At 71.3% G+C, this 24,458-nt stretch carries 23 protein-coding genes; 10 read left to right on the top strand and 13 right to left on the bottom strand.

The annotated features are described in order from the left end of the window. Positions 1–26 precede the first annotated feature (26 nt). Entirely contained in the window at positions 27–1,235 is a 1,209-nt protein-coding gene (gene rocD, locus M1E25_RS11385) for an ornithine--oxo-acid transaminase (RefSeq protein ID WP_251413537.1), read from the bottom strand. Positions 1,236–1,392: 157 nt separating this feature from the next. Here rocD and M1E25_RS11380 point away from each other — a divergent pair, with 157 nt between their 5' ends. From M1E25_RS11380 to M1E25_RS11365, 4 genes are all read left to right on the top strand, one after another. After that, positions 1,393–1,944, top strand: coding sequence for a hypothetical protein (locus tag M1E25_RS11380; RefSeq protein ID WP_251413535.1), 552 nt, complete (start codon positions 1,393–1,395; stop codon positions 1,942–1,944). A 61-nt stretch (positions 1,945–2,005) separates the two neighbouring features. Then, the gene (trpS, locus tag M1E25_RS11375) at positions 2,006–3,019 is read left to right on the top strand and encodes a tryptophan--tRNA ligase (RefSeq protein ID WP_251413533.1); all 1,014 of its coding nucleotides are present in this window, start codon (positions 2,006–2,008) and stop codon (positions 3,017–3,019) included. A gap of 193 nt (positions 3,020–3,212) precedes the next feature. Next, the gene (locus M1E25_RS11370; protein ID WP_251413531.1) at positions 3,213–3,803 is read left to right on the top strand and encodes a 2'-5' RNA ligase family protein; all 591 of its coding nucleotides are present in this window, start codon (positions 3,213–3,215) and stop codon (positions 3,801–3,803) included. A 199-nt stretch (positions 3,804–4,002) separates the two neighbouring features. Beyond that, positions 4,003–5,025, top strand: a complete 1,023-nt coding sequence (locus tag M1E25_RS11365) for a YihY/virulence factor BrkB family protein (protein WP_251413528.1) — start codon at positions 4,003–4,005, stop codon at positions 5,023–5,025. Here M1E25_RS11365 and M1E25_RS11360 read toward each other — a convergent pair. Then, positions 4,937–6,154 (bottom strand): D-alanyl-D-alanine carboxypeptidase family protein, encoded by a 1,218-nt coding sequence (locus M1E25_RS11360; protein WP_251413526.1) that lies wholly within the window; start codon positions 6,152–6,154, stop codon positions 4,937–4,939. The two genes, M1E25_RS11365 and M1E25_RS11360, sit on opposite strands and share 89 nt — an antisense overlap. Positions 6,155–6,431: 277 nt before the next feature. Between M1E25_RS11360 and M1E25_RS11355 the strand changes: the two genes are divergently transcribed. The 3 genes from M1E25_RS11355 (at position 6,432) to M1E25_RS11345 (ending at position 9,755) form a co-directional block, all read left to right on the top strand. Further along, positions 6,432–6,695, top strand: coding sequence for an SCO4848 family membrane protein (locus M1E25_RS11355; RefSeq protein ID WP_251413658.1), 264 nt, complete (start codon positions 6,432–6,434; stop codon positions 6,693–6,695). Further along, positions 6,674–8,011, top strand: coding sequence for a metallophosphoesterase (locus M1E25_RS11350; protein ID WP_251413524.1), 1,338 nt, complete (start codon positions 6,674–6,676; stop codon positions 8,009–8,011). The genes M1E25_RS11355 and M1E25_RS11350 overlap by 22 nt, the downstream gene beginning before the upstream one ends. A 220-nt stretch (positions 8,012–8,231) precedes the next feature. Next, on the top strand, positions 8,232–9,755 hold the full coding sequence (locus M1E25_RS11345) for an ABC transporter substrate-binding protein (protein ID WP_251413522.1): 1,524 nt from the start codon (positions 8,232–8,234) through the stop codon (positions 9,753–9,755). 85 nt (positions 9,756–9,840) lie between these two features. Here the strand turns inward: M1E25_RS11345 and M1E25_RS11340 are convergent, their stop codons facing one another. The 4 genes from M1E25_RS11340 to M1E25_RS11325 form a co-directional block, all read right to left on the bottom strand. Next, positions 9,841–10,830 (bottom strand): trypsin-like serine peptidase, encoded by a 990-nt coding sequence (locus M1E25_RS11340; protein ID WP_251413521.1) that lies wholly within the window; start codon positions 10,828–10,830, stop codon positions 9,841–9,843. A 243-nt stretch (positions 10,831–11,073) separates the two neighbouring features. Beyond that, entirely contained in the window at positions 11,074–12,348 is a 1,275-nt protein-coding gene (locus M1E25_RS11335; protein ID WP_251413519.1) for an MFS transporter, read from the bottom strand. 104 nt (positions 12,349–12,452) lie between these two features. After that, complete coding sequence (locus M1E25_RS11330) at positions 12,453–12,869, bottom strand: VOC family protein (protein WP_251413517.1); 417 nt, start codon at positions 12,867–12,869, stop codon at positions 12,453–12,455. A 10-nt stretch (positions 12,870–12,879) separates the two neighbouring features. Then, entirely contained in the window at positions 12,880–13,254 is a 375-nt protein-coding gene (locus M1E25_RS11325) for a helix-turn-helix transcriptional regulator (protein WP_251413655.1), read from the bottom strand. 316 nt (positions 13,255–13,570) lie between these two features. Here M1E25_RS11325 and M1E25_RS11320 point away from each other — a divergent pair, with 316 nt between their 5' ends. Together M1E25_RS11320 and M1E25_RS11315 are read left to right on the top strand one after the other, a co-directional pair. Then, on the top strand, positions 13,571–15,973 hold the full coding sequence (locus M1E25_RS11320; protein ID WP_251413503.1) for an ATP-binding cassette domain-containing protein: 2,403 nt from the start codon (positions 13,571–13,573) through the stop codon (positions 15,971–15,973). 85 nt (positions 15,974–16,058) lie between these two features. After that, entirely contained in the window at positions 16,059–16,580 is a 522-nt protein-coding gene (locus M1E25_RS11315) for a MarR family winged helix-turn-helix transcriptional regulator (protein WP_251413501.1), read from the top strand. A 349-nt stretch (positions 16,581–16,929) separates the two neighbouring features. Here the strand turns inward: M1E25_RS11315 and M1E25_RS11310 are convergent, their stop codons facing one another. From M1E25_RS11310 to M1E25_RS11280, 7 genes are all read right to left on the bottom strand, one after another. Continuing rightward, positions 16,930–17,427 carry an HD domain-containing protein gene (locus M1E25_RS11310; protein ID WP_251413652.1) on the bottom strand — a complete coding sequence of 166 codons (498 nt, stop codon included), beginning with the start codon at positions 17,425–17,427 and terminating at the stop codon, positions 16,930–16,932. A gap of 44 nt (positions 17,428–17,471) precedes the next feature. Further along, complete coding sequence (locus tag M1E25_RS11305; RefSeq protein ID WP_251413661.1) at positions 17,472–17,906, bottom strand: hypothetical protein; 435 nt, start codon at positions 17,904–17,906, stop codon at positions 17,472–17,474. Between the two features lie 398 nt (positions 17,907–18,304). Continuing rightward, positions 18,305–19,075, bottom strand: a complete 771-nt coding sequence (locus tag M1E25_RS11300) for a succinate dehydrogenase iron-sulfur subunit (RefSeq protein WP_251413487.1) — start codon at positions 19,073–19,075, stop codon at positions 18,305–18,307. Beyond that, on the bottom strand, positions 19,075–20,829 hold the full coding sequence (gene sdhA, locus M1E25_RS11295; protein WP_251413484.1) for a succinate dehydrogenase flavoprotein subunit: 1,755 nt from the start codon (positions 20,827–20,829) through the stop codon (positions 19,075–19,077). Before sdhA ends, M1E25_RS11300 begins: the two co-directional genes overlap by 1 nt. Positions 20,830–20,848: 19 nt before the next feature. Continuing rightward, on the bottom strand, positions 20,849–21,319 hold the full coding sequence (locus M1E25_RS11290; RefSeq protein ID WP_251413471.1) for a succinate dehydrogenase hydrophobic membrane anchor subunit: 471 nt from the start codon (positions 21,317–21,319) through the stop codon (positions 20,849–20,851). Positions 21,320–21,321: 2 nt separating this feature from the next. Next, a complete protein-coding gene (gene sdhC / locus M1E25_RS11285; RefSeq protein WP_308290414.1) occupies positions 21,322–21,702 on the bottom strand; it encodes a succinate dehydrogenase, cytochrome b556 subunit in 381 nt (126 codons plus the stop codon). A gap of 254 nt (positions 21,703–21,956) precedes the next feature. Then, positions 21,957–22,421 (bottom strand): 2-oxo-4-hydroxy-4-carboxy-5-ureidoimidazoline decarboxylase, encoded by a 465-nt coding sequence (locus M1E25_RS11280; RefSeq protein WP_372500612.1) that lies wholly within the window; start codon positions 22,419–22,421, stop codon positions 21,957–21,959. 383 nt (positions 22,422–22,804) lie between these two features. Here M1E25_RS11280 and M1E25_RS11275 point away from each other — a divergent pair, with 383 nt between their 5' ends. Continuing rightward, positions 22,805–24,373 (top strand): beta-N-acetylhexosaminidase, encoded by a 1,569-nt coding sequence (locus tag M1E25_RS11275; protein WP_251413469.1) that lies wholly within the window; start codon positions 22,805–22,807, stop codon positions 24,371–24,373. The last annotated feature ends 85 nt before the right edge of the window (positions 24,374–24,458 follow it).

The raw sequence follows: 24,458 nt of genomic DNA, 5'->3' as shown, positions 1-24,458 counted from the left end.
GACGGGTCCCGGCCACGGCCCGGCGGTCACTTCTCCAGCACGCCGCGCAGCTGCTCCAGGCCCCAGTCGAGGTCCTCCTTGCTGATCACCAGCGGCGGCGCGATGCGGATCGTGGAGCCGTGGGTGTCCTTCACCAGAACGCCGTGCTCCATGAGCTTCTCGGAGATCTCCCGGCCCGTCCCGCGCGCGGGCGAGATGTCCACGCCGGCCCACAGGCCCCGCCCGCGTACCGCGTCGACCGAGCCGCCGCCGACCAGCAGCCCCAGTTCGTGGTGCAGGTGCTCGCCGAGTTCGGAGGCCCGCTGCTGGAACTCGCCGCTCCGCAGCATGGCGATGACCTCCAGTGCGACCGCGCAGGCCAGCGGATTGCCGCCGAACGTCGAGCCGTGCTCGCCCGGCCGGTGCACCCCGAGCACGTCCCGTGACGACACCACCGCAGACACCGGGACGACGCCGCCCCCCAGCGCCTTGCCCAGCACGTACATGTCCGGGACGACACCCTCGTGCTCGCACGCGAACGTGCGTCCCGTGCGCCCCAGCCCGGACTGGATCTCGTCCGCAATGAACAGGACGTTCCGCTCCCGGGTCAGCGTGCGGACCCCGGCCAGGTAGCCGGCCGGCGGTACCAGGACGCCGGCCTCGCCCTGGATCGGCTCCAGCAGCACCGCGACGGTGTGCTCGTCCACGGCCGCCTCGAGCGCCGCCAGGTCGCCGTACGGCACGATCTCGAAGCCGGGCGTGTACGGGCCGAAGTCGGCCCGCGCCTCGGGGTCGGTCGAGAAGCTGACGATCGTGGTCGTCCGGCCGTGGAAGTTGTTGTCCGCGACGACGATCTTCGCCCGGCCGTCCGGCACCCCCTTGACCCGGTAGCCCCACTTGCGAGCCGTCTTGACTGCCGTCTCCACCGCCTCGGCGCCGGTGTTCATCGGCAGCACCATCTCCATGCCGCACAGCTCGGTGAGCGCGGTGCAGAAGTCGGCGAACCGGTCGTGGTGGAAGGCCCGCGAGGTCAGCGTGACCCGTTCCAGCTGCGCCTTGGCCGCGTCGATCAGCCGGCGGTTGCCGTGGCCGAAATTGAGCGCCGAGTAGCCCGCCAGCATGTCGAGATAGCGCCGTCCCTCGACATCCGTCATCCACGCCCCCTCCGCGGAGGCGACGACCACCGGCAGCGGGTGGTAGTTGTGCGCACTGCGTGCCTCGGCGGCGGCGATGCTGCGGTCCGTGCTGCTGGTCACTGGTGCTCCGTTCGGTGTCGGGGCCGTAACACTGTCATTTGTATCGCCACGGGACCGGAATGCGAAGGTGCCTTCCGGTCCTGGCCGGTGGCGGTCGGACGCGAAGGTGACGCCGACCGTGGCCCGCCGGTCGCCCTCCGGCCCTAGAATGCGTGGCATGACCGCGTCACGAGAACTGATCGACCGGATCCGGGAGCTGGCCGAGGGCTCGCCCTACGTGCCGGCGGAGACCCCGAAGGGCTTCGACCTCCGCATGGACGTGGCGGACGCGCGATGGCACACACTGATGTACAGGCACCGGCTGACCAAGGTGTGCACCCACCACGTCCGTCTTGACGCGTCGTCACGCACGTTCAAGATCATCGACGACTGCCGGACGGTCTCCTGGCGTACCGGCGCAGGCGCCGGCGGCGAGGGGCCGGTCCCGGTGCTGTCCGCCCGCGCCGAGCGCATCCGGGGCCGGAGCATCGAGGTCTCCAAGCGCGTGGAGTTCGGCTGGAACGAGGCGGGCGACCCCGGGAAGGTCGTCGACTACCGACTGGACTCCCGGGAGGGGCACCGGCTCATCCGGAAGGCCGCCCAGGAAGCGGGCTGGAAGGAACGCATGCCCGCCGAGGTCAAGGGGGCGATCGTGATGGCGGCCATCGGCGGTCTCGGTGCCGTGGCTGCCGTCGTCGTTCTGTTCGTCCAGTGGTTGATCGGGACCTGACGGACCGGGCGGTGCCCGGACCGCGGCCCGTGCCCGCGCCCACGCCTGAGACAATGGCGCCATGGCTCTCGACCGTCCCCGCGCGCTCTCCGGTATCCAGCCCACCGCAGGTTCGTTCCACCTCGGGAACTACCTCGGTGCGATCCGTCAGTACGTCGCGCTGCAGGAAACCCACGACGCCTTCTACATGGTCGTCGACCTGCACGCGATCACCGTCCCGCAGGACCCGGCCGAGCTGCGGGCCAACACCCGGCTCGCCGCCGCCCAGCTCCTGGCCGCCGGCCTCGACCCCGCGCGGTGCACGCTGTTCATCCAGAGCCATGTGCCCGAGCACGCGCAGCTCGGCTGGGTGATGAACTGCCTCACCGGCTTCGGCGAGGCATCCCGGATGACGCAGTTCAAGGACAAGTCGGCACGCCACGGCTCGGACCGGACGACCGTCGGCCTGTTCACGTACCCGATCCTCCAGGTCGCGGACATCCTGCTGTACCAGGCGAACTCCGTACCCGTCGGCGAGGACCAACGCCAGCACGTCGAACTCACCCGCGACCTCGCCGACCGGTTCAACGGCCGCTTCGGGCAGACCTTCACCGTCCCGGCGCCGCACATCGTCAAGGAGACCGGGAAGATCTACGACCTCCAGGACCCGACGATCAAGATGAGCAAGTCGGCCTCCACGCCGAAGGGCCTCATCAGCCTCCTCGACGAGCCGAAGGTCTCCGCCAAGAAGATCAAGAGCGCGGTGACCGACACCGCCACGGTGATCCGCTACGCCCCCGAGGAGAAGCCCGGCGTCAGCAACCTCCTCACCATCTACTCCACCCTCACCGGCACTTCCGTCGGAGAACTGGAGCAGAAGTACGAGGGCAAGGGTTACGGCGCCCTCAAGACCGACCTCGCCGAGGTCATGGTCGAATGGGTGACACCTTTCCGGTCGCGGACGCAGGAATACCTGGACGACCCGGAGACGCTGGACTCCATCCTGGCGAAGGGCGCGGAAAAGGCCCGCGCAGTGGCCGCGGAGACCCTGGCGCAGGCGTACGACAAGATCGGCTTCCTCCCCGCCAAACACTGACGGCTCCGGAAAGCCGGCAGGTGCGCGGGGCGGAGGGCCGGGGCAAGGGTCCTTGGGCCCGCTGCCGCGGGACCGAAGCCCTCGCCGTGGAGTCCGCCGATTCCGTACCCTCGGCAGTCGGATCCGTATCGGTGCGCGGGTCGGGACCGTCACACTGGTGGCCGGTGCACCGTCAGGAGCAGAGGAGATGGATGTGGGGACCGTAACGCTCGGCGTTTCGATCGCGGTCCCGGAGCCGTACGGCAGCCTGCTCCAGCAGCGGCGCGCGGGCTTCGGGGACGCGGCCGCACACTGCATCCCCACCCATGTCACCCTGCTGCCGCCGACCGAGGTCGACACCGACGCCGTGCCCGCCTTCCGGCTCCACCTGGCACGGGTCGCCGACGGCCTGCGCCCCTTCCGGATGCGACTGCAGGGCACCGGCACGTTCCGGCCCTTGTCAGCCGTCGTCTACGTCCGGCTGGCCGAGGGCATCGAGGACTGCAGCGCGATACAGGAACTGGTCCGCTCCGGGCCGGTGCACCGCGAGCTCCAGTTCCCCTACCACCCCCATGTGACGGTCGCCCACGACATCGCGGACGAGGCGATGGACCGGGCCTACGAGGAACTCGCCGGGTTCCGCGCGGACTGGACCGTCAGTGGATTCGCCCTCTACACGCGCGACGACGACGGCGCCTGGCACAAGGCGCAGGACTACCCGTTCGCGGGAGGCAGGACCGTGCCCGGCCTGCCCGCGCAGGCCGGGCCGCTCGACGCACCGGCCGAGCCCTCGCTCCGTCCCTGACCCCGGGCTGCCGGCTTCGGCCCCGCCCCCGCCGCCTGTCCGGCCCGCGGCCGCTGAAGGGACGCCGCCGACGGCCCGCAACGGCCCGGCCCGCGCGTCGTCGGCCCCGTGTTCTCGCGCACCGCCGCACCTCGCCCCGCTCGGCGGACTTCGCGACCGATCGCCGGTCGATCCGCCCCGCTCCGGGTAGGTGCCCGACATGGAACGGCTGACCCGGATCCCCGTCCTCGGGCCTGCGATCGCCCGGCTGATGCGCACCCATGCCTGGCACGCCTACGAGCGTCTGGAAGAGGTGCACTGGTCCCGGCTGGCCGCCGCCATCACCTTCGTCAGCTTCGTCGCCGTCTTCCCACTGATCACTGTGGCTGCCGCCGTCGGCGCCACCCTGCTCAGCCCCACGCAGCTGGGGAATCTCAAGCTTGAACTCGCCCAGCAGGTTCCCGGCATATCGGACCGGCTGGACATCGACGGGCTCGTCGCCAACGCCGGCACCGTCGGGGCCATCGCCGGAGCCGCGCTGTTCGTGACCGGCGTCGGCTGGGTCGGCTCGCTGCGCGAGTGCCTGCGCGCCGTCTGGGGCAAGGAGGAGGACCCGGGCAACCCGGTGGTGCGGAAGGCCCGCGACGGAGTGGTCCTGATCGGGCTGGCCGGCATCGGCTTCGTCGCCATGGGCGGCTCGGCCCTGGCGAGCGGCGGCGTCGGCCGGCTGGCGGAGCTCCTCGGCATCGACGAGGGGGCGGCCGGACGAGTCCTGCTGTTCGCCGCGGGACTGGCCATCGCCGTCCTCGCGGACCTGCTGCTCCTGGCCTTCGTGCTCACCCGGCTGCCCCGGGTGCATCCCGCACGGCGCACGGTGCTGATCGCCGGCCTGATCGGCGCCCTCGGGTTCGAGCTCCTGAAAGTGCTGCTCAGCGGCTATCTGCAGGGCGTCGCATCGCGGAGCATGTACGGCGCGTTCGGCGTCCCCGTCGCCCTGCTCCTGTGGATCAACCTCATGGCCAGGCTGCTGCTCTACTGCGCGGCGTGGACGGCGGTGGACCGGACCGGTGCGGGGACGGTCCCGGTCCCGGAACCGGAACCGGGGCCGGCGGAGCCCGGCGCCGGACCGGAACCGGGCCCCGCGAGCCGTCCGCTCACCGCCGGCGGATCAGGTCCGGAAGGGGCCAGTGGCGGTGCACCAGGAACGCCGCCGCCGCCAGGACCGCAAGGGCCCCGCCCGTGACACCGAGCGCCACGAGGGCTCCGCTCGGGCCCTTGTCGGACTCGGGCCCGGCGGCGGCAGTGGCCTGCTTCGGCTGCTCCTGCCGGTTCTTGCCCTCGCCCTTCGCGCTGTCGGCGCGGGCCTGCGGAACCGCTCGGGGCGCGATGAGCCGGCCCACCGGTTCGACCTTCCCGGCCGCGTCGAATCCCCAGTCGAGCAGTGCCGCGGACTCCTTGTAGACCGCGTTGTGCTCCTCGGACTCCGGGTTCATCACGGTGACGAGCAGCACCCGGTCACCGCGCTGAGCGACCCCGGTGAACGTCGAGCCGGCCTTCGAGGTGTATCCGTTCTTGACGCCCGCCATGCCCTTGTAGGGGTTGAGACCGTAGTCCCCGGTGAGCAGCCGGTTGGTGTTCTGGATCTCGAACGTCTCGCGCTTCTTCTTGCCCTTCTTCTCCTCGCCGGGGAATTGGGCGCGGACCGTCGAGCAGTACTCCCGGAAGTCGGCCTTCTGCAGGCCGGAACGGGCGAAGAGCGTGAGGTCGTAGGCGCTGGAGACCTGTCCCTCCTCGTCGTATCCGTCCGGGGACACGACGTGGGTGTCGTCGGCGTGCAGGTCCCGCGCGTGGCGTTGCATGTCCCGCACGGTCTTCTCGACCCCGCCGTTCATCGCGGACAGCACGTGGACGGCGTCGTTGCCTGAGCGCAGGAACACTCCCAGCCACATGTCGTGGACCGTGTACTTCTGGTGCTCCTTGATGCCGACCAGGCTGCTGCCCTCACCCATGCCCTCGAGGTCGGACGGCTCGACCTCGTGCTCCCGGTCCTTCGGCAGCTTCGGCAGCACGGTGTCCGCGAACAGCATCTTCAGGGTGCTGGCGGGCGGCAGTCGCCAGTGCGCGTTGTGCGAGGCGAGGACATCACCCGACTCGGCGTCAGCGACCAGCCACGACTTGCCGGTGAGCTTCCCCGGCAGCCCCGGAGCCCCCTTGCGCAGTTCCACCTGGGTACCGGACATGCCCAGTCGCTTGCCGCCCACCACCGACATCCGGGCGGGCGGCTGGTTGCGTCCGGACTTGCCGTCGTCCTTGTCGTCGGCGAGCGCGGGTGTGCCCGCCAGGACGGGCAACAGGACGGCTGTGACGGCCAATGCCGCCCCGCGGCGCGGGAGTCGGGATCGGATGTCGGCTGATGCGTGGGCACGGTAAGCAGGCACCCGGTGAAACTACAGTGTGATCGTCCTCCCAGCCGACAGTCCCGGGGGATCAGCCCGGCGATCCCACCCCGGCGGCCCCATCACCGGACCCGCGGTGATACTGGAACCCATGTCAGGATCCACCCCCACCCCCACTCCCGCCGACACAGGCCCGGGCACCGGCGACGGACGCCGCGCCCCGGCCGTCCTCGGCCGTCGCGTCTCCTGGTTCCTGCTCGCCTTCGGCGTCTGGACCTGGTTCATCTGGATCACCTTCGCCAAAAACCTGTGGGCGGACGGCAGCGGCCTCGCCTTCGACGAAGCCGGTGACCCGACCGCCTACTTCTGGGTCCATCTGCTGCTGGCGATCACCTCGTTCCTGCTCGGCACCACCGTCGGCCTGATCGGCCTGCGGGGAGTCCTGGCCTGGCGGCGTGCCGCCGGCCGTCCCTCGGAACAGGAGGGAACGCGCCCATGGCCGTCCTCGTCGTCGTGATCGTGATCGCGGTCCTCACGCTGCTCGCGGGCGTGCACCGGTATCTGTGGATCCGCCTCGTCCGGGACACGACCGCCGGCCCCGGACCGGTCCGCCGGACCGGCGCCGCCGTCGCCTTCGCCCTCCCGCTGATCACCCTCTCGGCGCTGATCAGCCGACGTGGCGGCGCTCCGTTCCGGGTCGAGCAGATCCTCGCCTGGCCGGGATACCTGTGGCTCGCCTGCCTGCTGTACATCACGTTGGCCCTGCTCGTCGGCGAGGCCGTGCGGCCGCTGCTGCGCCGGGCGCTGGAGCGTCGCGCGGCCGCACGGGCGACGGGTGAGAACACCGCACCGGCCCGGGTCCCGGAGCCGGTGACGGCCGTCGGCGCCCTCCCCGCGGACCCGGCCGCAGGAGCCCCGTACCCCGCCGCCGGCGACCGCCTTGCGGCGGCGCCCGCAGGCGACGGCGCACCCGCACCCGGGGCCGGGTCCGGACCCGACGGCCGGCCGAGCCGCCGGCTCTTCGTCGCCCGCACCGTCGGCCTCGCCGCGGCTGCCGCCGGAATGGGCACGGTGGCGTACGGCGCCCACGGCGTGCTCGACGGCCCGACGGTCAAGCGGACCCGCATCACGCTGGCGAAGCTGCCGCGGAGTGCGGACGGCTATCGCGTCGCGGTCGTGAGCGACATCCACCTGGGCCCGATGCTGGGCCGGTCCCACACCCGGCGCATCGTGGACGCGGTCAACGGGACCCGGCCGGACCTGGTGGCGATCGTCGGCGACCTGGTCGACGGCACCGTCGCCGACCTGGGGCCGGCCGCCGAGCCGCTCGTCCGGCTGAGGTCCCGCCACGGCACGTACTTCGTCACCGGCAACCACGAGTACTACTCGGGAGCCGCTGAGTGGGTCGACCACCTGCGCGACCTGGGCGTCCACCCGCTGGAGAACGCCCGCGTGGAGCTGCCCGGCTTCGACCTCGCCGGGGTCAACGACGTCGCGGCCGAAGGGGAGGGCCCCACGGGAGCCGGTCCCGACTTCCGGGCCGCGCTCGGCGACCGGGACCCGGCGCGTGCCTCGGTGCTGCTGGCCCATCAGCCGGTGCTGATCCACGACGCGGTGAAGCACGGCGTGGACCTCCAGCTGTCCGGGCACACCCACGGCGGACAGCTCTGGCCGGGGCCGTATCTCGCAGCCCTGGCGAACCCGACGGTGGCCGGGCTGGAGCGCTACGGGGACACCCAGCTGTACGTCACCCGGGGAGCCGGGGCGTGGGGCCCGCCGGTCCGCGTCGGTGCCGAGTCCGACATCACCCTCGTCACTCTCAAGTCGCCCTGAGCCCGGTCAACTCCTCCTGAGAGTGAAGCTTTCCCCACGGCATATCCCGTTTCCCTTCACTCGATCTTGAATCGTGTGTTTAGGTGATGCCGCTCACCCCTGCCGGTGTGCGGCAGAACGGTTGTTCCTGCTCCGGCACGGGTGGGCCCCAGGGGTGGAGACGGTCGGAGGGGACCTGATGATGCACGGGACGTGGGCGGGGGCCGCGCGAAGAGTCGGCGTGGCGCTGCTGACGGTGGGGGCACTGGCCGGGTGCTCCCTGCTGCCGACGGCGGAGGCCGAGCAGAAGCCGATCGACGTGGGTACGACCGACACGGTCACCTCGCTCGACCCCGCCGGGGCCTACGACGTGGGTTCCTGGTCGCTGTACAGCAACCTGTACCAGTCGCTGATGACGTTCACGCCCGGCGCCACCCGTCCCGTCCCCGACGCGGCGAAGTGGTGCCGGTTCAGCGGGGAGGACCTGCGGACGTTCCGGTGCGAGCTGCGGGACGACCTCAGGTTCCCCAGCGGGAGAAGGGTCACCGCGGAGGACGTCCGCTTCTCCTTCGACCGGATCGCCGCCATCAAGGACCCGCTGGGCCCGCTGCCCGTCCTGGACACGCTGAAGTACGTGCACGCCGAGGGCAGGACGGTCACCTTCGAACTGTCCACGCCGGATGCCACGTTCCCGTACAAGATCGCCACCGGGGCCGGATCCATCGTGGACTCCCGTCGCTACAAGCCCGACCGGCTGCGCCAGGGCACCTCGGTGGACGGCACCGGGCCCTACCTGCTCAACGAGTACGTGAGCGGCCGCAAGGCGGTGCTGGTGCCCAATCCCCACTACAGGGGGGCGGTGCGGCAGCAGAGCAGCCCGGTCGACATCCACTACTTCGTCGACCCGAAGCGGCTCGGCAAGGCGTGGAAGGCCGGCCGACTCGACGTCGCGGCACGCCAGATGCCTCCTGAGGACATCAAGGAGCTCTCGTCGCCGACCGCCACCGGCGTCAAGGTCATGGCCAACCCGGCGGGCACCACCCGGGTGATGGCCTTCAACGTGCGCGAGGGTTCGGCCATGCACCGGCGCGAGGTGCGGCAGGCCGCGGCGGACCTGGTCGACCGTCCCGCGCTCGCCCGGAAGGTCCACCACCGGACCGTCTCGGCGCTGTACTCGCTCATCCCGCAAGGCATGAGCGGTCACACCACGACGTTCTACGACCGTTATCCGAAGCCCGACCCCGAGCGGGCACGGGCCCGTCTGGCCGCAGCCGGCGTCACGCTGCCCGTCGACATCACCCTCGGCTACTCGTCGGGGGCGGCGACCGACGAGGAGACCGCGGAGTTGCGCCGGCAGCTGGAGAGCGGCGGGCTGTTCCGGGTGAAGACCGTGCGGCAGGAGTGGACCGCCTTCCAGAAGTCTTACGCCGACGGGGACTTCGACGCCTTCTGCATCGGCTGGGTCGCCGACTTCCCGGACCCGGACACCTTCACCGCGCCCCTCGTCGGGCAGAAGTCCGCCCTGCACACCGGCTACCGCAGCGCCCGGATCGAGGAGCTCATCCGCAGCACCCAGCGCAACTCGCGGCGGGCACGGGCCGTGACGGACTTCCACGCGATCCAGCGGATCGTCGCCCGGGACGTCCCGATGATCCCGTTGTGGCAGAAGAAGGAATACGTTCTCGGCACCGAGACCATCACCGGCACCCAGTACCTCTCCGACGGCACCGGCGTCTGGCGGCTGTGGCGGCTCGGCCGGATGTGAGCCCGGCGCGGCAACGCGGGACCGGGCGGCTCGCGGCGAGCCGCCCGGTCCCGGTTCCGGCCGCCGGGGCGGGCCGGTCACGGCCTCAGCTCGACTGGGCCGTGTTGTACAGGTTCTGTGCGTCGGCGCCGAAGTACGGGCCGTACATCGCGTCCGGCAGGAAGTTGTACTTGAAGCTGTTCACCGATGACTGCAGCCCGGTGCCGCCGGCCTCGTCGAACGAAGTGAACCAGGGGCCTCCGCTGGCACCGCCGGTCATGTCGCAGGCCATGCCGTGGTCGCTGGAGAGCAGGAAGTCCTGGTAGGTCGTCCCGCTGCAGTAGATGAGCTTCGAGCCGTCGTACGGGTCGGCGGCCGGGAAGCCGAACGCGTACATGTCCACGTTGTAGCCCGTGTTGAACGCGAGGCCCTGCGCGCCGACGGTGTCGGTGAGGCGCTGCCCGTTCAGCGGGGCGACCACGGCGGCGCCGACGTCGTAGTTGATGTCCTCACTGGCCGCCCACTGGGGCGTGGACATGGTCTGTGTCGCGGCCCAGGTGCCGTACGGGGCCCGGCCGTTGTCGTAGGCGGGGACGAACACCCAGTCGGTGTGCCAGGCGCCGTCGAGCTTGACGCAGTGGCCCGCTGTCATCACGGTGCTCCCGTTGGCGCTGGTGACGGCGTTGCCGGAGCAGGACGCTGTGCGCCCGCCGTAGGTGAAGAACACCCGGCCCGAGGTGGTGACGACGTCGCCGCCGCCCGTCCACGCTCCGCCGGGCTGGGGGAAGGACTGGACGTCCGCGGGCCCGGTCGCTTTGCGGGTGGGGGCGACGGTCTGCTTCGTGCCGCGCGGGACATCGGCGGTGACCTCGCCCGGCCCGGCCTCGAGCAGATCGAGCGGTTCGGCCGAGCGCATCCGCTCGGGGGTCCAGAACTCGGCGGTCCGCTCCTGGGCGGCCCGCGACTTCGCGGCGTCGTGGACCGCGACGGGCGGGGCGGCGGCGCCGGCCTGGCCGGCCTGGAGGGCGGTGGCGATTAGGGCGCCGAGGGCGATCAGAACTCCGGTGCCGGTACGGATTCTTCGGCTGCGTCTCATGCGGACTCCTGCTGCGTCGGCCGCGCGGGGTCACCGCGCGGATGGGGGGACGTGCCACCCGGGGCGGGGCGGCACCGGCAGACGGGTGGTGCGAATGTGACGAACAATCAGAAGGGTCCCATCCGGGCCCGGATCCGTCACCAGGGCGTCGGGCGATCGGTGAAGATGGCCGAAACCGTGCCCGACGCCGGATGTCGGATGCCGGTGGACGGAACGACCGCGCCGGGCCGGCTGCGGCCGGGATCAGGACGGGCCGCCCGGTTCCTGCGCGACGGCCCCCGCCGCGGTCCCGGTCGGCGGGGCGGACATCCCTCCCGCAGGCACGTCCGGCCCGGCCGTGAAGTGCCGCACGCCCGGCACTGCGGCCGTTCCGAGGCAGGCCCCGGCGGCGAGCACCGCACCGGCCATGAGCGGCACGGCCGGTCCCCAGGCCGCGGCGGCGACCGGGGCCAGGGCGTAGCCGAGCGGCATGGCGCCCAGCGAGACCAGCCAGTCGTACGAGGTGATGCGGGCCAGGGCGTGCTCGGGCACCGCGTTCTGGACGGCGGTGTGCCACACGGGGTTGAGAAAGCCGAGCCCCACCATCGCGACCCCGTACGACGCCACGACCACCGCTGCGGGAGCCGCGAGGGACAGCAGGGCGAGCGGCAGCGCGTAGGTGGCGCACCCGATGTTCGCGATCAGCACCGGGCGTCGCAGCCGCGCCCGGCCGGCGAGGAGCGAACCGGCCAGCAGCCCCACGGCGCCGACCTGGAGCAGGGCCACCCACACATGCTCGCCGCCCAACTCGGCGACGGCCACGGCGGGACCGAGGACCAGCAGCACACTGGCGGTGAAGTTCCAGACGCCGTGGGCGATCAGACTCGTCCAGTACCAGTCGCGGGCGCGCACCTCGGCCCAGCCGAGTGTCAGGTCCTCCCGGAACGACCGCCGCGGAAGCTGCACATGGCGCACCGGGACCAGGGCGATGCACGCGGCGCTGAGCACGAAGGTCAGGGCGTCCAGCACGAAGGCCCATCCGGGCCCGGCGGCCCAGAGCAGCAGCCCGGCGAGGGCCGGGCCGCCCAGCCGGGCGGCGCTCCCGGCCGTGCCCAGCAGGGAGTTGGCACGCTGACGGTCCGCCGCAGCGACGGTTCCGGTGACCAGCGGGCCGAGTGCCGGCATGGCGAATGCCGAGGCGACCCCGCCGGCCACCTCCGCACCGGCGATGACCGCGATGGAGGGAGCGCTGCTCAACAGCTCCACGCCGACCACGAGTTGGGCCCCGCATCGCACGAGGTCGGTGGCGATCGTGACGGTGCGGGCGCTGAGCCGGTCCGCGACGACGCCGCCGACCGGCAGTAAGGCGAGTTTCGGCACCAGGGCGCAGCCCAGGACGACGGCGAGCGCGGAGGTGGATCCGGTGACGCGCAGGACGGCGAGGGCGAGGGCGGCCGGGATGACGGAGTCGCCGAGCAGGGACAGGGACCGTCCGGCGAAGAGCAGACGGAAGCGGCGGTCGCGCAGGGGATGCGGCATGTCCGGCAATATACTTCGGTGTCAAATTATTCTACAGCGAAATATCGTCTACGGTTGCAAGCTCGGCCCACAGCCCCGGCGCCGCAACCGGACCCGCCCGGCGCTCACTTCGCGAGCGGCTGGGTGAAGCGCACCAGGTTGCCCGACGGGTCGCGGAACGCGCAGTCGCGGACGCCGTAGGGCTGGTCCATGGGCTCCTGCAGCACCTCGCCGCCCGCGGCGTCGATGCGGGAGAAGGTGGCATCGCAGTCGTCCGTCGCGAAGATGACGCCGCGCAGTTGGCCCTTGGCCATCATCTCCGCCATGGCCTGCTTGTCGGCGGGTGAGGCGTTCGGGTCGGCCAGCGGCGGTTCCAGGACGATGTTCACGTCCGGCTGCGAGGGTGCCCCGACGGTCACCCAGCGCATGCCCTCGAACCCGACGTCGTTGCGCACCTCGAGGCCGAGCACATCGCGGTAGAAGGCGATCGCCTTGTCGTGGTCGTCGACGGCGATGAAGCACTGGGAAAGCCTGATGTCCATGCCTTGCACGCTACGGCCGGGCGGCGGCCCCCGCTTCTCCGTTCCTGACCGGTCGCGTGTGGATCTTGACCATGCAGGCGGGGATGGCGGCGCCGTGGTCGTGGCTCCGGGCCCGGTAGCTGCTCGGGCTCTCGCCGACCAGCCGGGTGAAGCGCGAGCTGAACGACCCCAGCGACGTGCAGCCGACCGCGAAGCAGACCTCGGTCACCGTGAGGTCGCCGCGCCGCAGCAGCGCCTTCGCCCGCTCGATGCGGCGGGTCATCAGGTAGTTGTACGGCGTCCCGCCGAAGGCCGCGCGGAAGCTGCGCGAGAAGTGGCCCGGCGACATCAGGGCCTCCCGGGCCAGCGCCGGGACGTCGAGCGGCTCGGCGTAGTCGCGGTCCATCCGGTCCCGGGCCCGCCGCAGCCGGACGAGGTCGTCGAGGTCCTGCACGCGGTGATTCTCCCACGGCACCCGGGGCCGGCGCCGGACGGAACGAGGAATGACCGGTCAGGAACGGAGAAGCGGCGGTCGCCGGTCCGCGCCTAGCCTGACGGCCATGGGCGTCACCGTGCACCCACCATGACCCGGTCGCGACCGGTTCGGGCCATGTCGCGCCGCGGACGGAGAACCGGACGTACTGTTCGAAGCATCCCGGATCGAGCCGGACGGCGCCGCATTGCATCGCAGGGGCGGCCCCGCCTCACGGACGGAGACCACAGTGAGCAAGGCCAGGAGGACGGACACTCAGCCGTCCGAGCCGCACGTCGCCGACAGCCACGATCTGATCCGCGTGCACGGCGCACGCGAGAACAACCTCAAGGACGTCAGCATCGAGATCCCGAAGCGCCGGCTGACGGTGTTCACCGGCGTCTCCGGCTCGGGCAAGAGCTCGCTGGTGTTCAACACGATCGCCGCGGAGTCGCAGCGGCTGATCAACGAGACCTACAGCGCCTTCGTGCAGGGGTTCATGCCGGCGCTGGCCCGTCCCGAGGTCGACGTCCTCGACGGGCTGACCACAGTGATCACCGTGGACCAGCAGCGGCTGGGCACCGATCCCCGCTCCACGGTCGGCACCGCCACCGACGCCAACGCGATGCTGCGCATCCTCTTCAGCCGGCTCGGCAAGCCGCACATCGGCCCGCCCAGCGCGTACGCCTTCAACGTCCCCTCGGTCCGGGCGAGCGGTGCGATCACCGTCGAGCGCGGCGACCGGAAGGCGGTGAGGGCGACCTTCAACCGCACCGGCGGCATGTGCCCGCGCTGCGAGGGCCGGGGCAGCGTCTCCGACATCGACCTCACCCAGCTCTACGACGAGGGCAAGTCGCTCAACGAGGGCGCGCTCACGATCCCCGGCTACAGCATGGAGGGCTGGTACGGCCGGATCTTCCGGGGCTGCGGTTTCTTCGACCCGGACAAGCCGATCCGCAGGTTCACCAAGAGGGAGCTGCACGACCTGCTCCACAAGGAGCCGACCAAGATCAAGGTCGAGGGCATCAACCTGACGTACGAGGGCCTGATCCCGAAGATCCGGAAGTCGATGCTGTCCAAGGACGTCGACGCGCTCCAGCCGCACGTCCGCGCGTTCGTCGAGCGGGCGATGACGTTCGCCGTCTGCTCCGAGTGCGACGGCACCCGGCTCAGCGAGGGCGCCCGCTCGTCGAGGATCAGCAAGGTCTCCATCGCCGACGCCTGCGCGATGGAGATCAGGGACCTGGCCCGGTGGGTGAGCGGTCTGAAGGAGCCATCCGTGGCGCCGCTGCTCGCGACGCTCCGCCACACCCTCGAGTCGTTCGTCGAGATCGGCCTCGGCTATCTCTCGCTCGACAGGCCCGCGGGCACGCTGTCCGGCGGCGAGGCGCAGCGCGTCAAGATGATCCGCCACCTCGGCTCCTCGCTCACCGACACCACCTACGTCTTCGACGAGCCGACCACCGGGCTGCACCCGCACGACATCCAGCGCATGAACGACCTGCTGCTGAGGCTGCGGGACAAGGGCAACACGGTGCTCGTCGTCGAGCACAAACCGGAGGTCATCGCGATCGCCGACCACGTCGTCGATCTCGGCCCCGGCGCCGGTGCAGGTGGCGGCAGCGTCTGCTTCGAGGGCACGCTCGACGGGCTACGGGCGAGCGGCACCGTCACCGGACGCCACCTGGACGACCGGGCCACCCTCAAGGAGACGGTCCGCAAGCCCGCCGGCGCGCTGGAGATCCGGGGCGCCTCGACGCACAACCTGCGCAACGTCGACGTCGACATCCCGCTCGGGGTGCTGACCGTGGTCACGGGCGTCGCCGGCTCCGGCAAGAGCTCGCTGCTGAACGGGTCGCTGGTGCAGCAGCCGGGGCCGGGCGGCGACGACGTGGTGTCGGTCGACCAGAGCTCCATCCGCGGCTCGCGGCGCAGCAACCCGGCCACGTACACCGGACTGCTCGAGCCGATCCGCAAGGCCTTCGCGAAGGCCAACGGGGTGAAGCCGGCGCTGTTCAGCGCCAACTCCGAGGGCGCCTGCCCCACCTGCAAGGGGGCCGGCGTCGTCTACACCGACCTGGCGATGATGGCCGGCGTCTCCACCACCTGCGAGGACTGCGAAGGCAAGCGCTTCGACGCCTCGGTCCTCGAGTACCGCTTCGGGGGCCGGGACATCAGCGAGGTGCTGGCGATGCCGGTGGCCGACGCCGAGGAGTTCTTCGGGGCCGGTGAGGCACGCACCCCGGCCGCGCACCGGATCCTGCGGCGGCTCGCCGACGTCGGGCTCGGCTACCTCACGCTCGGCCAGCCGCTCACCACGCTGTCCGGCGGGGAGCGGCAACGGCTCAAGCTGGCCACGCACATGGCGGACAAGGCCGGTGTCTACGTCCTCGACGAGCCGACCGCCGGGCTGCACCTCGCCGACGTCGAGCAATTGCTCGGCCTGCTCGACCGGCTCGTCGACTCCGGCAAGTCGGTCGTCGTCATCGAACACCACCAGGCGGTCATGGCGCACGCCGACTGGATCATCGACCTCGGTCCCGGCGCCGGGCACGACGGCGGGCGGGTCGTCTTCGAGGGCACCCCCGCGGACCTCGTCGCCGCCCGCGCCGGCCTCACCGGCGAGCACCTGGCGGACTACGTCGGCGGCTGACCGGACCGGTTCCGCAAGGGAGGGCGGTCCGGTGGCGGGAACGCGCCACCGGACCACCGGCCGGCCCCGACGTACGATCTCGGGCATGCAGGAGCGGGAGCAGGAACAGCAGGACCGGACCGACGCCCACATCGCCCGGTGGAGCCCGCTGCTGCCCGGGCGGCTGGATCCGGACGTCGAGGGAGCGGTGACCCGCATGCAGAAGCTGGTGAAGCATCTGCGGCGGTTCGAGGAGCAGTTCCTGGCCGCACACGACCTGCAGAAGCACGAGTTCGAGACCCTGCACGTGCTGGCCGGACACGGTGACGCTGCCTCCCCCTCCGCGATCGCAGCCGAACTCGACATCGCCCCGGCCTCCGTCACCGGCCGCCTCACCGGTCTGGAGCGGCGAGGCTTCGTCCGCCGCACGCCCTCACCGGACGATCGCAGGCGCGTCGACGTCGAGCTCACCGACAGCGGCCGGCGGACCTGGCTGGGCGCGATCGACGGGATGGGCCGGGAGGAGCAGCGGCTGCTCGGCGCTCTGGACGCCGGTGAACGCCGGTCTCTCGCGGGGATGTTGCGCCGGGTGATGCTGGAGGCGGAGCGCTCCGCGGCGAAGCGCTGATCGCCGGCATCGTGGTCGTCCGCGGCCGGCTGCTCGAACCGGGTCGCCCCGGCCCGGCACCGGCTCCGGAACACGGCTCGTTCACCGGGCAGGGGCGGCCGTCGTTCCGTCGGCAGGAACCACCGACAGGAGGGGCACACTCATGCGCACGCTGTACGTGCTGCGGGTTCAGGTCCCGGACGGCGCCGAGGTGGAGCTGTACTCCTCGGATCTGCAGCGCACCCTGCGGACGGCCGAGGAGCGCGGCGATCCCCGTCATGTCGCCCGAGGTGCACGGCAGTCGAGGACCGCGCGGTGCTGCCCGCGCCGTCCCGTACCTGCCGGGCCCGGCAGGCCCCGGTCCGGTGTCTCAGCCCGAACCGGTCTCCAGCAACGACGGGTTGACCGACCGGACGACCGTCTCCAGGCGGCCGCGGTCCACCGCCGGCCACAGCACGTCGCGCGCGGCCCGGTACTTCTCCGCCAGCCGCTCCCGCCCGTCGGCCGGCAGCGCGGCGAGCCGGTCCGGGCGGGAGTTGTGCGCGTTGTCGGCGATCTTCAGCAGGGCGGCGTCCGGGTCGGCGGCGATCGCACGGAGCATGTCCGGGTAGGGCACTCCCGGGCGCTTGGTGACCGCGTCGACGAGCGCGACCACGTCCGCCGGAACGCCGGCCTCCAGCAGCCCCGCGCAGGTCCAGCCGGTGTCCTCGACGACATCGTGCAGCAGCCCCGCCATCGCCAGCCGTTCGCTCACCGGCACCAACCCCCGTGCCACTGCCCGTACGTGCTCGACGTACGGCACGCCGATCTTGTCGGTCTGCCCCGCGTGTGCTGCGGCCGCGAGGGCGTCGACATCGGCGAAGGGCAGGCCGTCGCGCGTCGCCGGTGTCCGCCCGTCACGGGGCGTACCGATCAGAACCTGCCGCCCGCGTAGAGGAGTTCGCCGGAGCGGTCGTACACGGCCGCGAGACCGGTCCGGTGGTCGGTCCTCGCCCAGGTCGCGAAGGCCTCGGTGATGCGCGGGGCCACGCTCTTCTCGGGGCGGCTCGGCCCGCCGGGGTAGTCGGTGGCAATGAGGACGCGACCACCGTCGGCGTCCCAGTCGCCCTGCACCGCGACCACGTGATCCGCCACGCCGCCGTAGTCGGGGCGGGTGTTCGCCAGGTACGTCCGGAAGTCCAGCGTGCGCTTGCGCGTCCGCTCCGGGTGATCGTCCGCGGGCAGGTGCCGCAGGGTGATGACGCGGTCGGGTTCGGGCACGACCTGCGGCGAGCACCCGGTGGTGCCGGTCAGCGCGGCCGACGCGAGAAGGGTCGCAGCGGCCAGGAGCCGGACCGTGTGGGACATCTGGGTTCTCCTTGCCGGACGGGGAGCGGCGCCGGAACAAGGGCCGACAGTGCCTGAAGCGTAGCCGTCGCAGCCCGTGACGAGGTGCGGAATCGGTCATCGTCCGGCCGTTCCACGGCACACAGGCCGAGCGGGACCGCCGGGGGCGGCGGGAGATGCGGGGGACGCCCCGGGCGACGTGCAGCCACTGACGCGGGCTCCCATCGCGGCCGATCACGAGGGCCACGTACCCGGAAAGGGATGCGGGGTGGTACCCGCCGTCGCTCTCCGGCGCGGACTCCTCGTGCTCGGCAACCGGTCCGGCGCCGGGGGACCGGCAGCGACGAGAGCCCCGCCCCCCGGAACCGGCCGGGAGAACGGGGCCCTCGTCGCGCGGAGTTCCGCGCCAGGCTTCAGCCTCAGTAGCGGCGGGTGATCAGCGCCCGCTTCACTTCCTGGATCGCCTTCGTCACCTCGATGCCGCGCGGGCACGCGTCGGTGCAGTTGAACGTGGTGCGGCAGCGCCACACGCCGTCCTTGTCGTTGAGGATCTCCAGCCGCTGCTCCCCGGCCTCGTCACGCGAGTCGAAGATGAAGCGGTGGGCGTTGACGATCGCCGCCGGGCCGAAGTACTGGCCGTCGTTCCAGAACACCGGGCACGAGGACGTGCACGCGGCGCACAGGATGCACTTGGTGGTGTCGTCGAAGCGCTCGCGGTCCTCGGCGGACTGCAGCCGCTCGCGGGTCGGCTCGTTCCCCGTGGTGACGAGGAACGGCATGACGTCGCGGTAGGCCTGGAAGAACGGCTCCATGTCGACCACGAGGTCCTTGAGGACCGTGAGGCCCTTGATCGCCTCGACCGTGATCGGCTTCTCGGGGTTTATGTCCTTGATCAGGGTCTTGCACGCCAGCCGGTTGCGGCCGTTGATGCGCATCGCGTCGGAGCCGCAGATGCCGTGCGCACAGGAACGCCGGAACGTCAGCGTGCCGTCCAGCTCCCACTTGATCTTGTGGAGGGCGTCGAGGACACGCTCCTTCGGGTCGATCTCGATCTGGAAGTCCTCCCAGATCGCATCGGCCGAGATCTCCGGGTTGAACCGGCGGATCCGGAAGGTCGCCGTGATGTACGGCGAGGCGCCCTCGGCGGACTGCGCGCCGCCCTCGGTCTTCTCGAGCGTCTCGGTGCTCATCAGTACTTACGCTCCATCGGCTGGTAGCGGGTCTGCACGACCGGCTTGTAGTCGAGGCGGACGGACTCCGCGCCGTCGTCGCCGACCTCGCGGTACGCCATGGTGTGGCGCATGAAGTTGACGTCGTCGCGGTTGGGGAAGTCCTCGCGGTAGTGACCGCCGCGCGACTCCTTGCGGGCGAGGGCGGACACGGCCATGACCTCGGCCAGGTCGAGCAGGTTGCCCAGCTCGATGGCCTCCAGGAGGTCGGTGTTGAACCGCTTGCCCTTGTCCTGGACCGACACGTTCCGGTAGCGCGCCCGCAGCTCGCCGATCTTCTCGACGGCCGTCTTGATCGTCTGCTCGGTGCGGAAGACCATGACGTTGGCGTCCATCGTCTCCTGGAGCTCCTTGCGGATCTCGGTGACCCGCTCGGTGCCCTCGGAGGAACGCAGCCGCTCGACCTGGTCGACGACCAGCGCCGCCGGATCCTCGGGAATCTCGACGAATTCGGTCTTCGCTGCGTAGTCGGCGGCGGAGATGCCCGCACGGCGGCCGAAGACGTTGATGTCCAGCAGCGAGTTGGTGCCCAGGCGGTTGGCCCCGTGCACGGACACGCAGGCCACCTCGCCGGCGGCGTACAGGCCCGGCACGACGGTGGTGTTGTCGAGCAGCACCTCGCCCTCGACGTTCGTCGGGATGCCGCCCATGGCGTAGTGCGCGGTCGGCTGGATCGGGATCGGGTCCGTGTAGGGCTCGATGCCGAGGTACGTCCGCGCGAACTCGGTGATGTCCGGAAGCTTGGCGTCCAGCTGCTCCGGCGGGAGGTGCGTGAGGTCGAGGAAGACGTGGTCGCCCTCGGGGCCGCAGCCGCGGCCCTCCCGGATCTCCGTGTAGATGGAGCGGGAGACGACGTCGCGCGAGGCGAGGTCCTTCATGACGGGCGCGTACTTCTCCATGAAGCGCTCGCCGTCCTTGTTGCGGAGGATTCCGCCCTCGCCGCGCGCGCCCTCGGTGAGCAGGATGCCCATGCGCCAGATGCCCGTCGGGTGGAACTGGAAGAACTCCATGTCCTCCAGCGGCAGTCCCCGGCGGTAGACGGCGGCCTGGCCGTCACCGGTGAGGGTGTGCGCGTTCGAGGACACCTTGAAGAACTTGCCGCAGCCGCCCGAGGCGTAGATAACGGACTTCGCCCGGAAGATGTGGATCTCGCCGGTGGCCAGTTCGTAGGCCACCACACCGGCGGACTTCTTGACCCCGTCGACCTCGGTGATGAGCTGGTCCAGGACGTAGAACTCGTTGAAGAACTCCACGCCCTCCTTGACGCAGTTCTGGTACAGCGTCTGGAGGATCATGTGGCCGGTGCGGTCCGCGGCGTAGCAGGACCGGCGGACCGGCGCCTCGCCGTGGTTGCGGGAGTGGCCGCCGAACCGGCGCTGGTCGATCGTGCCGTTCGGGGTGCGGTTGAACGGCAGGCCCATCTTCTCGAGGTCGAGGACCGAGTCGATGGCCTCCTTCGCCAGGATCTCGGCAGCGTCCTGGTCGACCAGGTAATCACCGCCCTTGACCGTGTCGAAGGTGTGCCACTCCCAGTTGTCCTCCTCGACGTTCGCGAGGGCGGCGGCCATGCCGCCCTGGGCGGCGCCGGTGTGGGAGCGGGTCGGGTAGAGCTTGGTCAGCACCGCGGTCCGGCTGCGCTTCGTCGACTCGATGGCCGCGCGCATACCGGCGCCGCCGGCGCCGACGATCACGGTGTCGTACTTGTGGATCTTCATGGTCGCGTATGCCCCGGCTCTAGCGGATGTTCGGGTCGAAGGTGAAGATCACCAGCGTGCCCAGCAGGACGGTGAACACCGTGGCGGTGTACAGCAGCATCTTCAGCCAGAAGCGCGGGTTGGCGCGCTCGGCGTAGTCGTTGATGATCGTGCGCAGGCCGTTGGCGCCGTGCAGCATCGCGAGCCAGAGCATGATCAGGTCCCAGGCCTGCCAGAACGGCGAGGCCCAGCGGCCGGCCACGAACGCAAAGCCGATCTTGCTGACGCCGCCGTCCAGGACGAGCTGGATCAGCAGGTGACCCAGCACGAGCACGACGAGCACGATGCCGGACAGCCGCATGAACAGCCAGCCGAGCATCTCGAAGTTCATGCGCGGCGCCCGCGGGGTCTTCGCCCTGCGGGCCCGCGGCGCCTCGATCACGGGGGCCGGGTTGTCCACGGAGTAGCCGCGGGTCTCGCCGGCGGCGGTGGTGGTGGCTTCGTCGGTCATGCTCAGCTCCCGAAGACTTCGCGCGCGGCGTGGCCGAGAACGGGGTAGATCGCCCCGACCATCAGCACGATCCAGAGACCCAGGACCGTCCACAGCATCTGCTTCTGGTACCTCGGGCCCTTGGCCCAGAAGTCCACGGCGATGACCCGCAGACCGTTGAGCGCGTGGAAGAGGATCGCGGCGACGAGGCCGTACTCCAGCACGGCCACGAGCGGTGTCTTGTATGTGGCGACGACGTCGTCGTACGCCTCGGGGGAGACGCGGACGAGCGCGGTGTCGAGGACGTGAACGAACAGGAAGAAGAAGATGAGGACACCGGTGACTCGGTGAGCCACCCATGACCACATGCCTTCCCGGCCGCGGTACAGCGTTCCAGCCGGCACGGAAAACCCTCCGGGAGCGGGGATGGGGGCTGCCGCCAGCTTCTGCGAACGAGATGTGCACTGTCGGTCGGGCCCGGCCGGGTATGGTCCACCGGCCCTGGCCATCGTAGCGACGCTCTGTCGTCCCGGTCGCCCGGGGGCCGGGGGTGTGATCAATCAGGCACTCACGGCCCACCGGGACGGCCGCCGCGAGCGGGCCGGAAAGCCGGGTCGGGCCGGGGCGACGACGGCGCGCTCCCCGGGGCGGCGGCAGCTCACGGGCACCACTCCGGGTGGTCCGCCAACCGCCGGGCGAGTCGCCCGCGCACGACGCGCCGCAGCTCGTCCGCCGTGACGGCCCGCTCCCGCTCCGTGTCGTGGCCGAGACGGGTGCGGATGGCTGCGAGCACGTGATCGAGCTTGTCGTTCGCGTGCACGTCGTCGAGACAGATCACGAACGCGTGACCGAACTGTCTCTCGTAGGCCGCATGCGCCGCCTGCATCGCGGTCCGCGCGGCGAAACCCGCCGACCTGACGTCCGGGCGTCCGCCGGCCGGCTGCCACAGACCCACGGGCGTCTCGCAGGCCACGGCTTCGCTCACCTGGGCGGGTGTGAGGTCGTAGTACGCCTCGTCCGCGGCGGCGAGCAGTGCGCCGAGATCGGGATACGGCCGGTGCCGCACGATGCGCCGCGCCCAGCGGGTGCTCCCGCAGCACTCGAGGAGGCGGGATTCCGCCACCGCAGCCGGGGCAGTGTTGAAACGCTCCAGCCCGGCGGGCAGGGTCGCTGAGGCGCCCCGGTTCGGGACGGATATCGCCAGGGGCGGGACGGGAGTTTCGCTGGACAGCGTCGGCTCCTCGGTCGAGCGGTGGCACGGAACGCCGTGACCGGTGGGACGGAACGGTGGACGGGGCCTGCCCCTGCGCTCCGGACGGGGTGACGAACGGGATGCGGGAGGCTGTGAGGTCACCGTAATGACGCATGTTGGCCACTGTCCGACGGATACCCGAATTTCACCCGCACGTGAGTCGGCCGGAATGCGTGGTGGACGCGGCGGGCCCCGCGACCCCCTTAGATTCAACCTGTACGGGACAGCCATACGCGATGCCGGAGTCGACACGAATGCCGAAAAAGCTGCTCTCCCTGGGGGCCGCCACCGCTGTGATCACCGTTCTCGCGACGGGCTGCTCGGACGGCGGTGAACCGAAGCAGGAGAAGAGCCGGAGCGCTTCGGCGACCGGCCCGTCCGTGCCGGCAGCCGCGCCGCGCACGATCCCGTCCGTCCGCTCCTACGAGCCCGCCCGGGGGCCCGGCTGGAAGCCGCAGCAGGACGCGCGCGTCGTCGGCGACGGGCCGCTCGCCGACGAGGCCCGCAGACTCGCCCGGGAACTGCGGATGCGGTACTCCCCGGGCCCCGCCCGGGACGGCGACGTCCAGCTCGAGCTGAACCGGGGCCAGTCCGGCGGGCCCGAGTCGTACCGGCTCACGGTCCGCGACGGCCGCGCCGTGATCACCGGCCCCGACGAGGCCGGCGTCTTCTACGGCACCCGGACGGTGGTGCATGCGGTGCGCGCCTCCGGGCGGCTCTCCGACGGCGTGGTCCGTGATCGTCCGGGCCGCGCCCAGCGCGGCTTCCAGCTCGACATCGCGCGCAAGCACTTCACGGTGGGCTGGATCGAGGCCCGCATGCGCGAGATGGCCGACCTCAAGATGAACCAGCTCGGTCTGCACTTCTCGGACGACCAGGGCTTCCGGCTGGCGAGCACCTCGCACCCGGAGGTCGTCTCCGAGCAGCACCTCACCACCGCCGAGCTGCAGCGGATCCTGGACCTGGCCGAGGACCTGCACATCACCGTGGTCCCCGAGATCGACTCGCCCGGCCACCTCGGCGCGGTGATCAAGGCACACCCCGGCCTCCAGCTCACCAGCGCCCGCGGCAACGACGCACCCGGCGCCGTGGACATCTCCGACCCACAGGCCGCGAAGATCGTGGACGACCTGCTGCGGGAGTACTCGAAGACGTTCCCCGGCACCTTCTTCCACGTCGGCGCCGACGAGTACGCGGCCCTGATGACCGAGGACCCGGAGGCGTCCTACCCACAGCTCGCGAAGGCCGCCGAGCAGAAGTACGGGCCGGGTGCGACGGTCCAGGACCTGGCCACGGGCTGGCTCAACGACCGGGCGCGGACCGTCCGCGCGGCGGACAAGCAGCCCAAGGCGTGGAACGACGGGTTCTTCGAGGACGGGAAGACCACGGCCGGCAAGAACATCCAGGTCCAGTACTGGACGGGCAAGGAGATCGGCGCGCGGAAGCCGGAGAGTTACCTGCGCGAGGGCCGGAAGCTGGTCAACCTCAACGACGAGTACCTCTACTACGTGCTCGGCGAGCCGAACGAGTTCACGTATCCCACCGGCGAGCGCATCTACAAGGAGTGGACGCCCGCCGTGCTGCGCGGCACCAAGGCGTCCCCGGCGTCGCTGACCGGGCCGGACCGGGTGCTCGGCGGCATGTTCGCCGTGTGGTGCGACCTGGCGAACGCCCAGACCGAGCAGCAGGTGGCCCGGGGGATCCGGCTGCCGCTGGCCGCCACGGCGCAGAAGCTGTGGGATCCGCAGAAGCCGAAGCCGAGCTGGAAGCAGTTCGTCCGCCTGGCGGACGAGGTCGACCCCGCACAGGAGCCGGCCGGCTGAAGCGGCGTGCCGCGGGCGGCCGGCCGGCGAGCGGCAGCGGCCGCCTTCCGTCCGCGGCCGGCCGCGTCCCGGATGTCCGCCGCCC

The sequence above is a fragment of the Streptomyces meridianus genome, assembly GCF_023703325.1.
Classification (GTDB): Bacteria; Actinomycetota; Actinomycetes; order Streptomycetales; family Streptomycetaceae; genus Streptomyces; species Streptomyces meridianus.
Note: the sequence above shows the minus strand (reverse complement) of the source record. Positions and strands in the feature narration are given on the sequence as shown.

What these genes read in the sequence shown, in the direction of transcription:
- M1E25_RS11380 (WP_251413535.1), top strand. Translation starts at nt 1,393, where the DNA reads ATGACCGCGTCACGAGAACTGATCGACCGGATCCGGGAGCTGGCCGAG.
- trpS (WP_251413533.1), top strand. Translation starts at nt 2,006, where the DNA reads ATGGCTCTCGACCGTCCCCGCGCGCTCTCCGGTATCCAGCCCACCGCA.
- M1E25_RS11365 (WP_251413528.1), top strand. Translation starts at nt 4,003, where the DNA reads ATGGAACGGCTGACCCGGATCCCCGTCCTCGGGCCTGCGATCGCCCGG.
- M1E25_RS11350 (WP_251413524.1), top strand. Translation starts at nt 6,674, where the DNA reads ATGGCCGTCCTCGTCGTCGTGATCGTGATCGCGGTCCTCACGCTGCTC.
- M1E25_RS11340 (WP_251413521.1), bottom strand. Translation starts at nt 10,830, where the DNA reads ATGAGACGCAGCCGAAGAATCCGTACCGGCACCGGAGTTCTGATCGCC.
- M1E25_RS11335 (WP_251413519.1), bottom strand. Translation starts at nt 12,348, where the DNA reads ATGCCGCATCCCCTGCGCGACCGCCGCTTCCGTCTGCTCTTCGCCGGA.
- M1E25_RS11330 (WP_251413517.1), bottom strand. Translation starts at nt 12,869, where the DNA reads ATGGACATCAGGCTTTCCCAGTGCTTCATCGCCGTCGACGACCACGAC.
- M1E25_RS11325 (WP_251413655.1), bottom strand. Translation starts at nt 13,254, where the DNA reads ATGGACCGCGACTACGCCGAGCCGCTCGACGTCCCGGCGCTGGCCCGG.
- M1E25_RS11315 (WP_251413501.1), top strand. Translation starts at nt 16,059, where the DNA reads ATGCAGGAGCGGGAGCAGGAACAGCAGGACCGGACCGACGCCCACATC.
- M1E25_RS11305 (WP_251413661.1), bottom strand. Translation starts at nt 17,906, where the DNA reads ATGTCCCACACGGTCCGGCTCCTGGCCGCTGCGACCCTTCTCGCGTCG.
- M1E25_RS11300 (WP_251413487.1), bottom strand. Translation starts at nt 19,075, where the DNA reads ATGAGCACCGAGACGCTCGAGAAGACCGAGGGCGGCGCGCAGTCCGCC.
- sdhA (WP_251413484.1), bottom strand. Translation starts at nt 20,829, where the DNA reads ATGAAGATCCACAAGTACGACACCGTGATCGTCGGCGCCGGCGGCGCC.
- M1E25_RS11290 (WP_251413471.1), bottom strand. Translation starts at nt 21,319, where the DNA reads ATGACCGACGAAGCCACCACCACCGCCGCCGGCGAGACCCGCGGCTAC.
- M1E25_RS11275 (WP_251413469.1), top strand. Translation starts at nt 22,805, where the DNA reads ATGCCGAAAAAGCTGCTCTCCCTGGGGGCCGCCACCGCTGTGATCACC.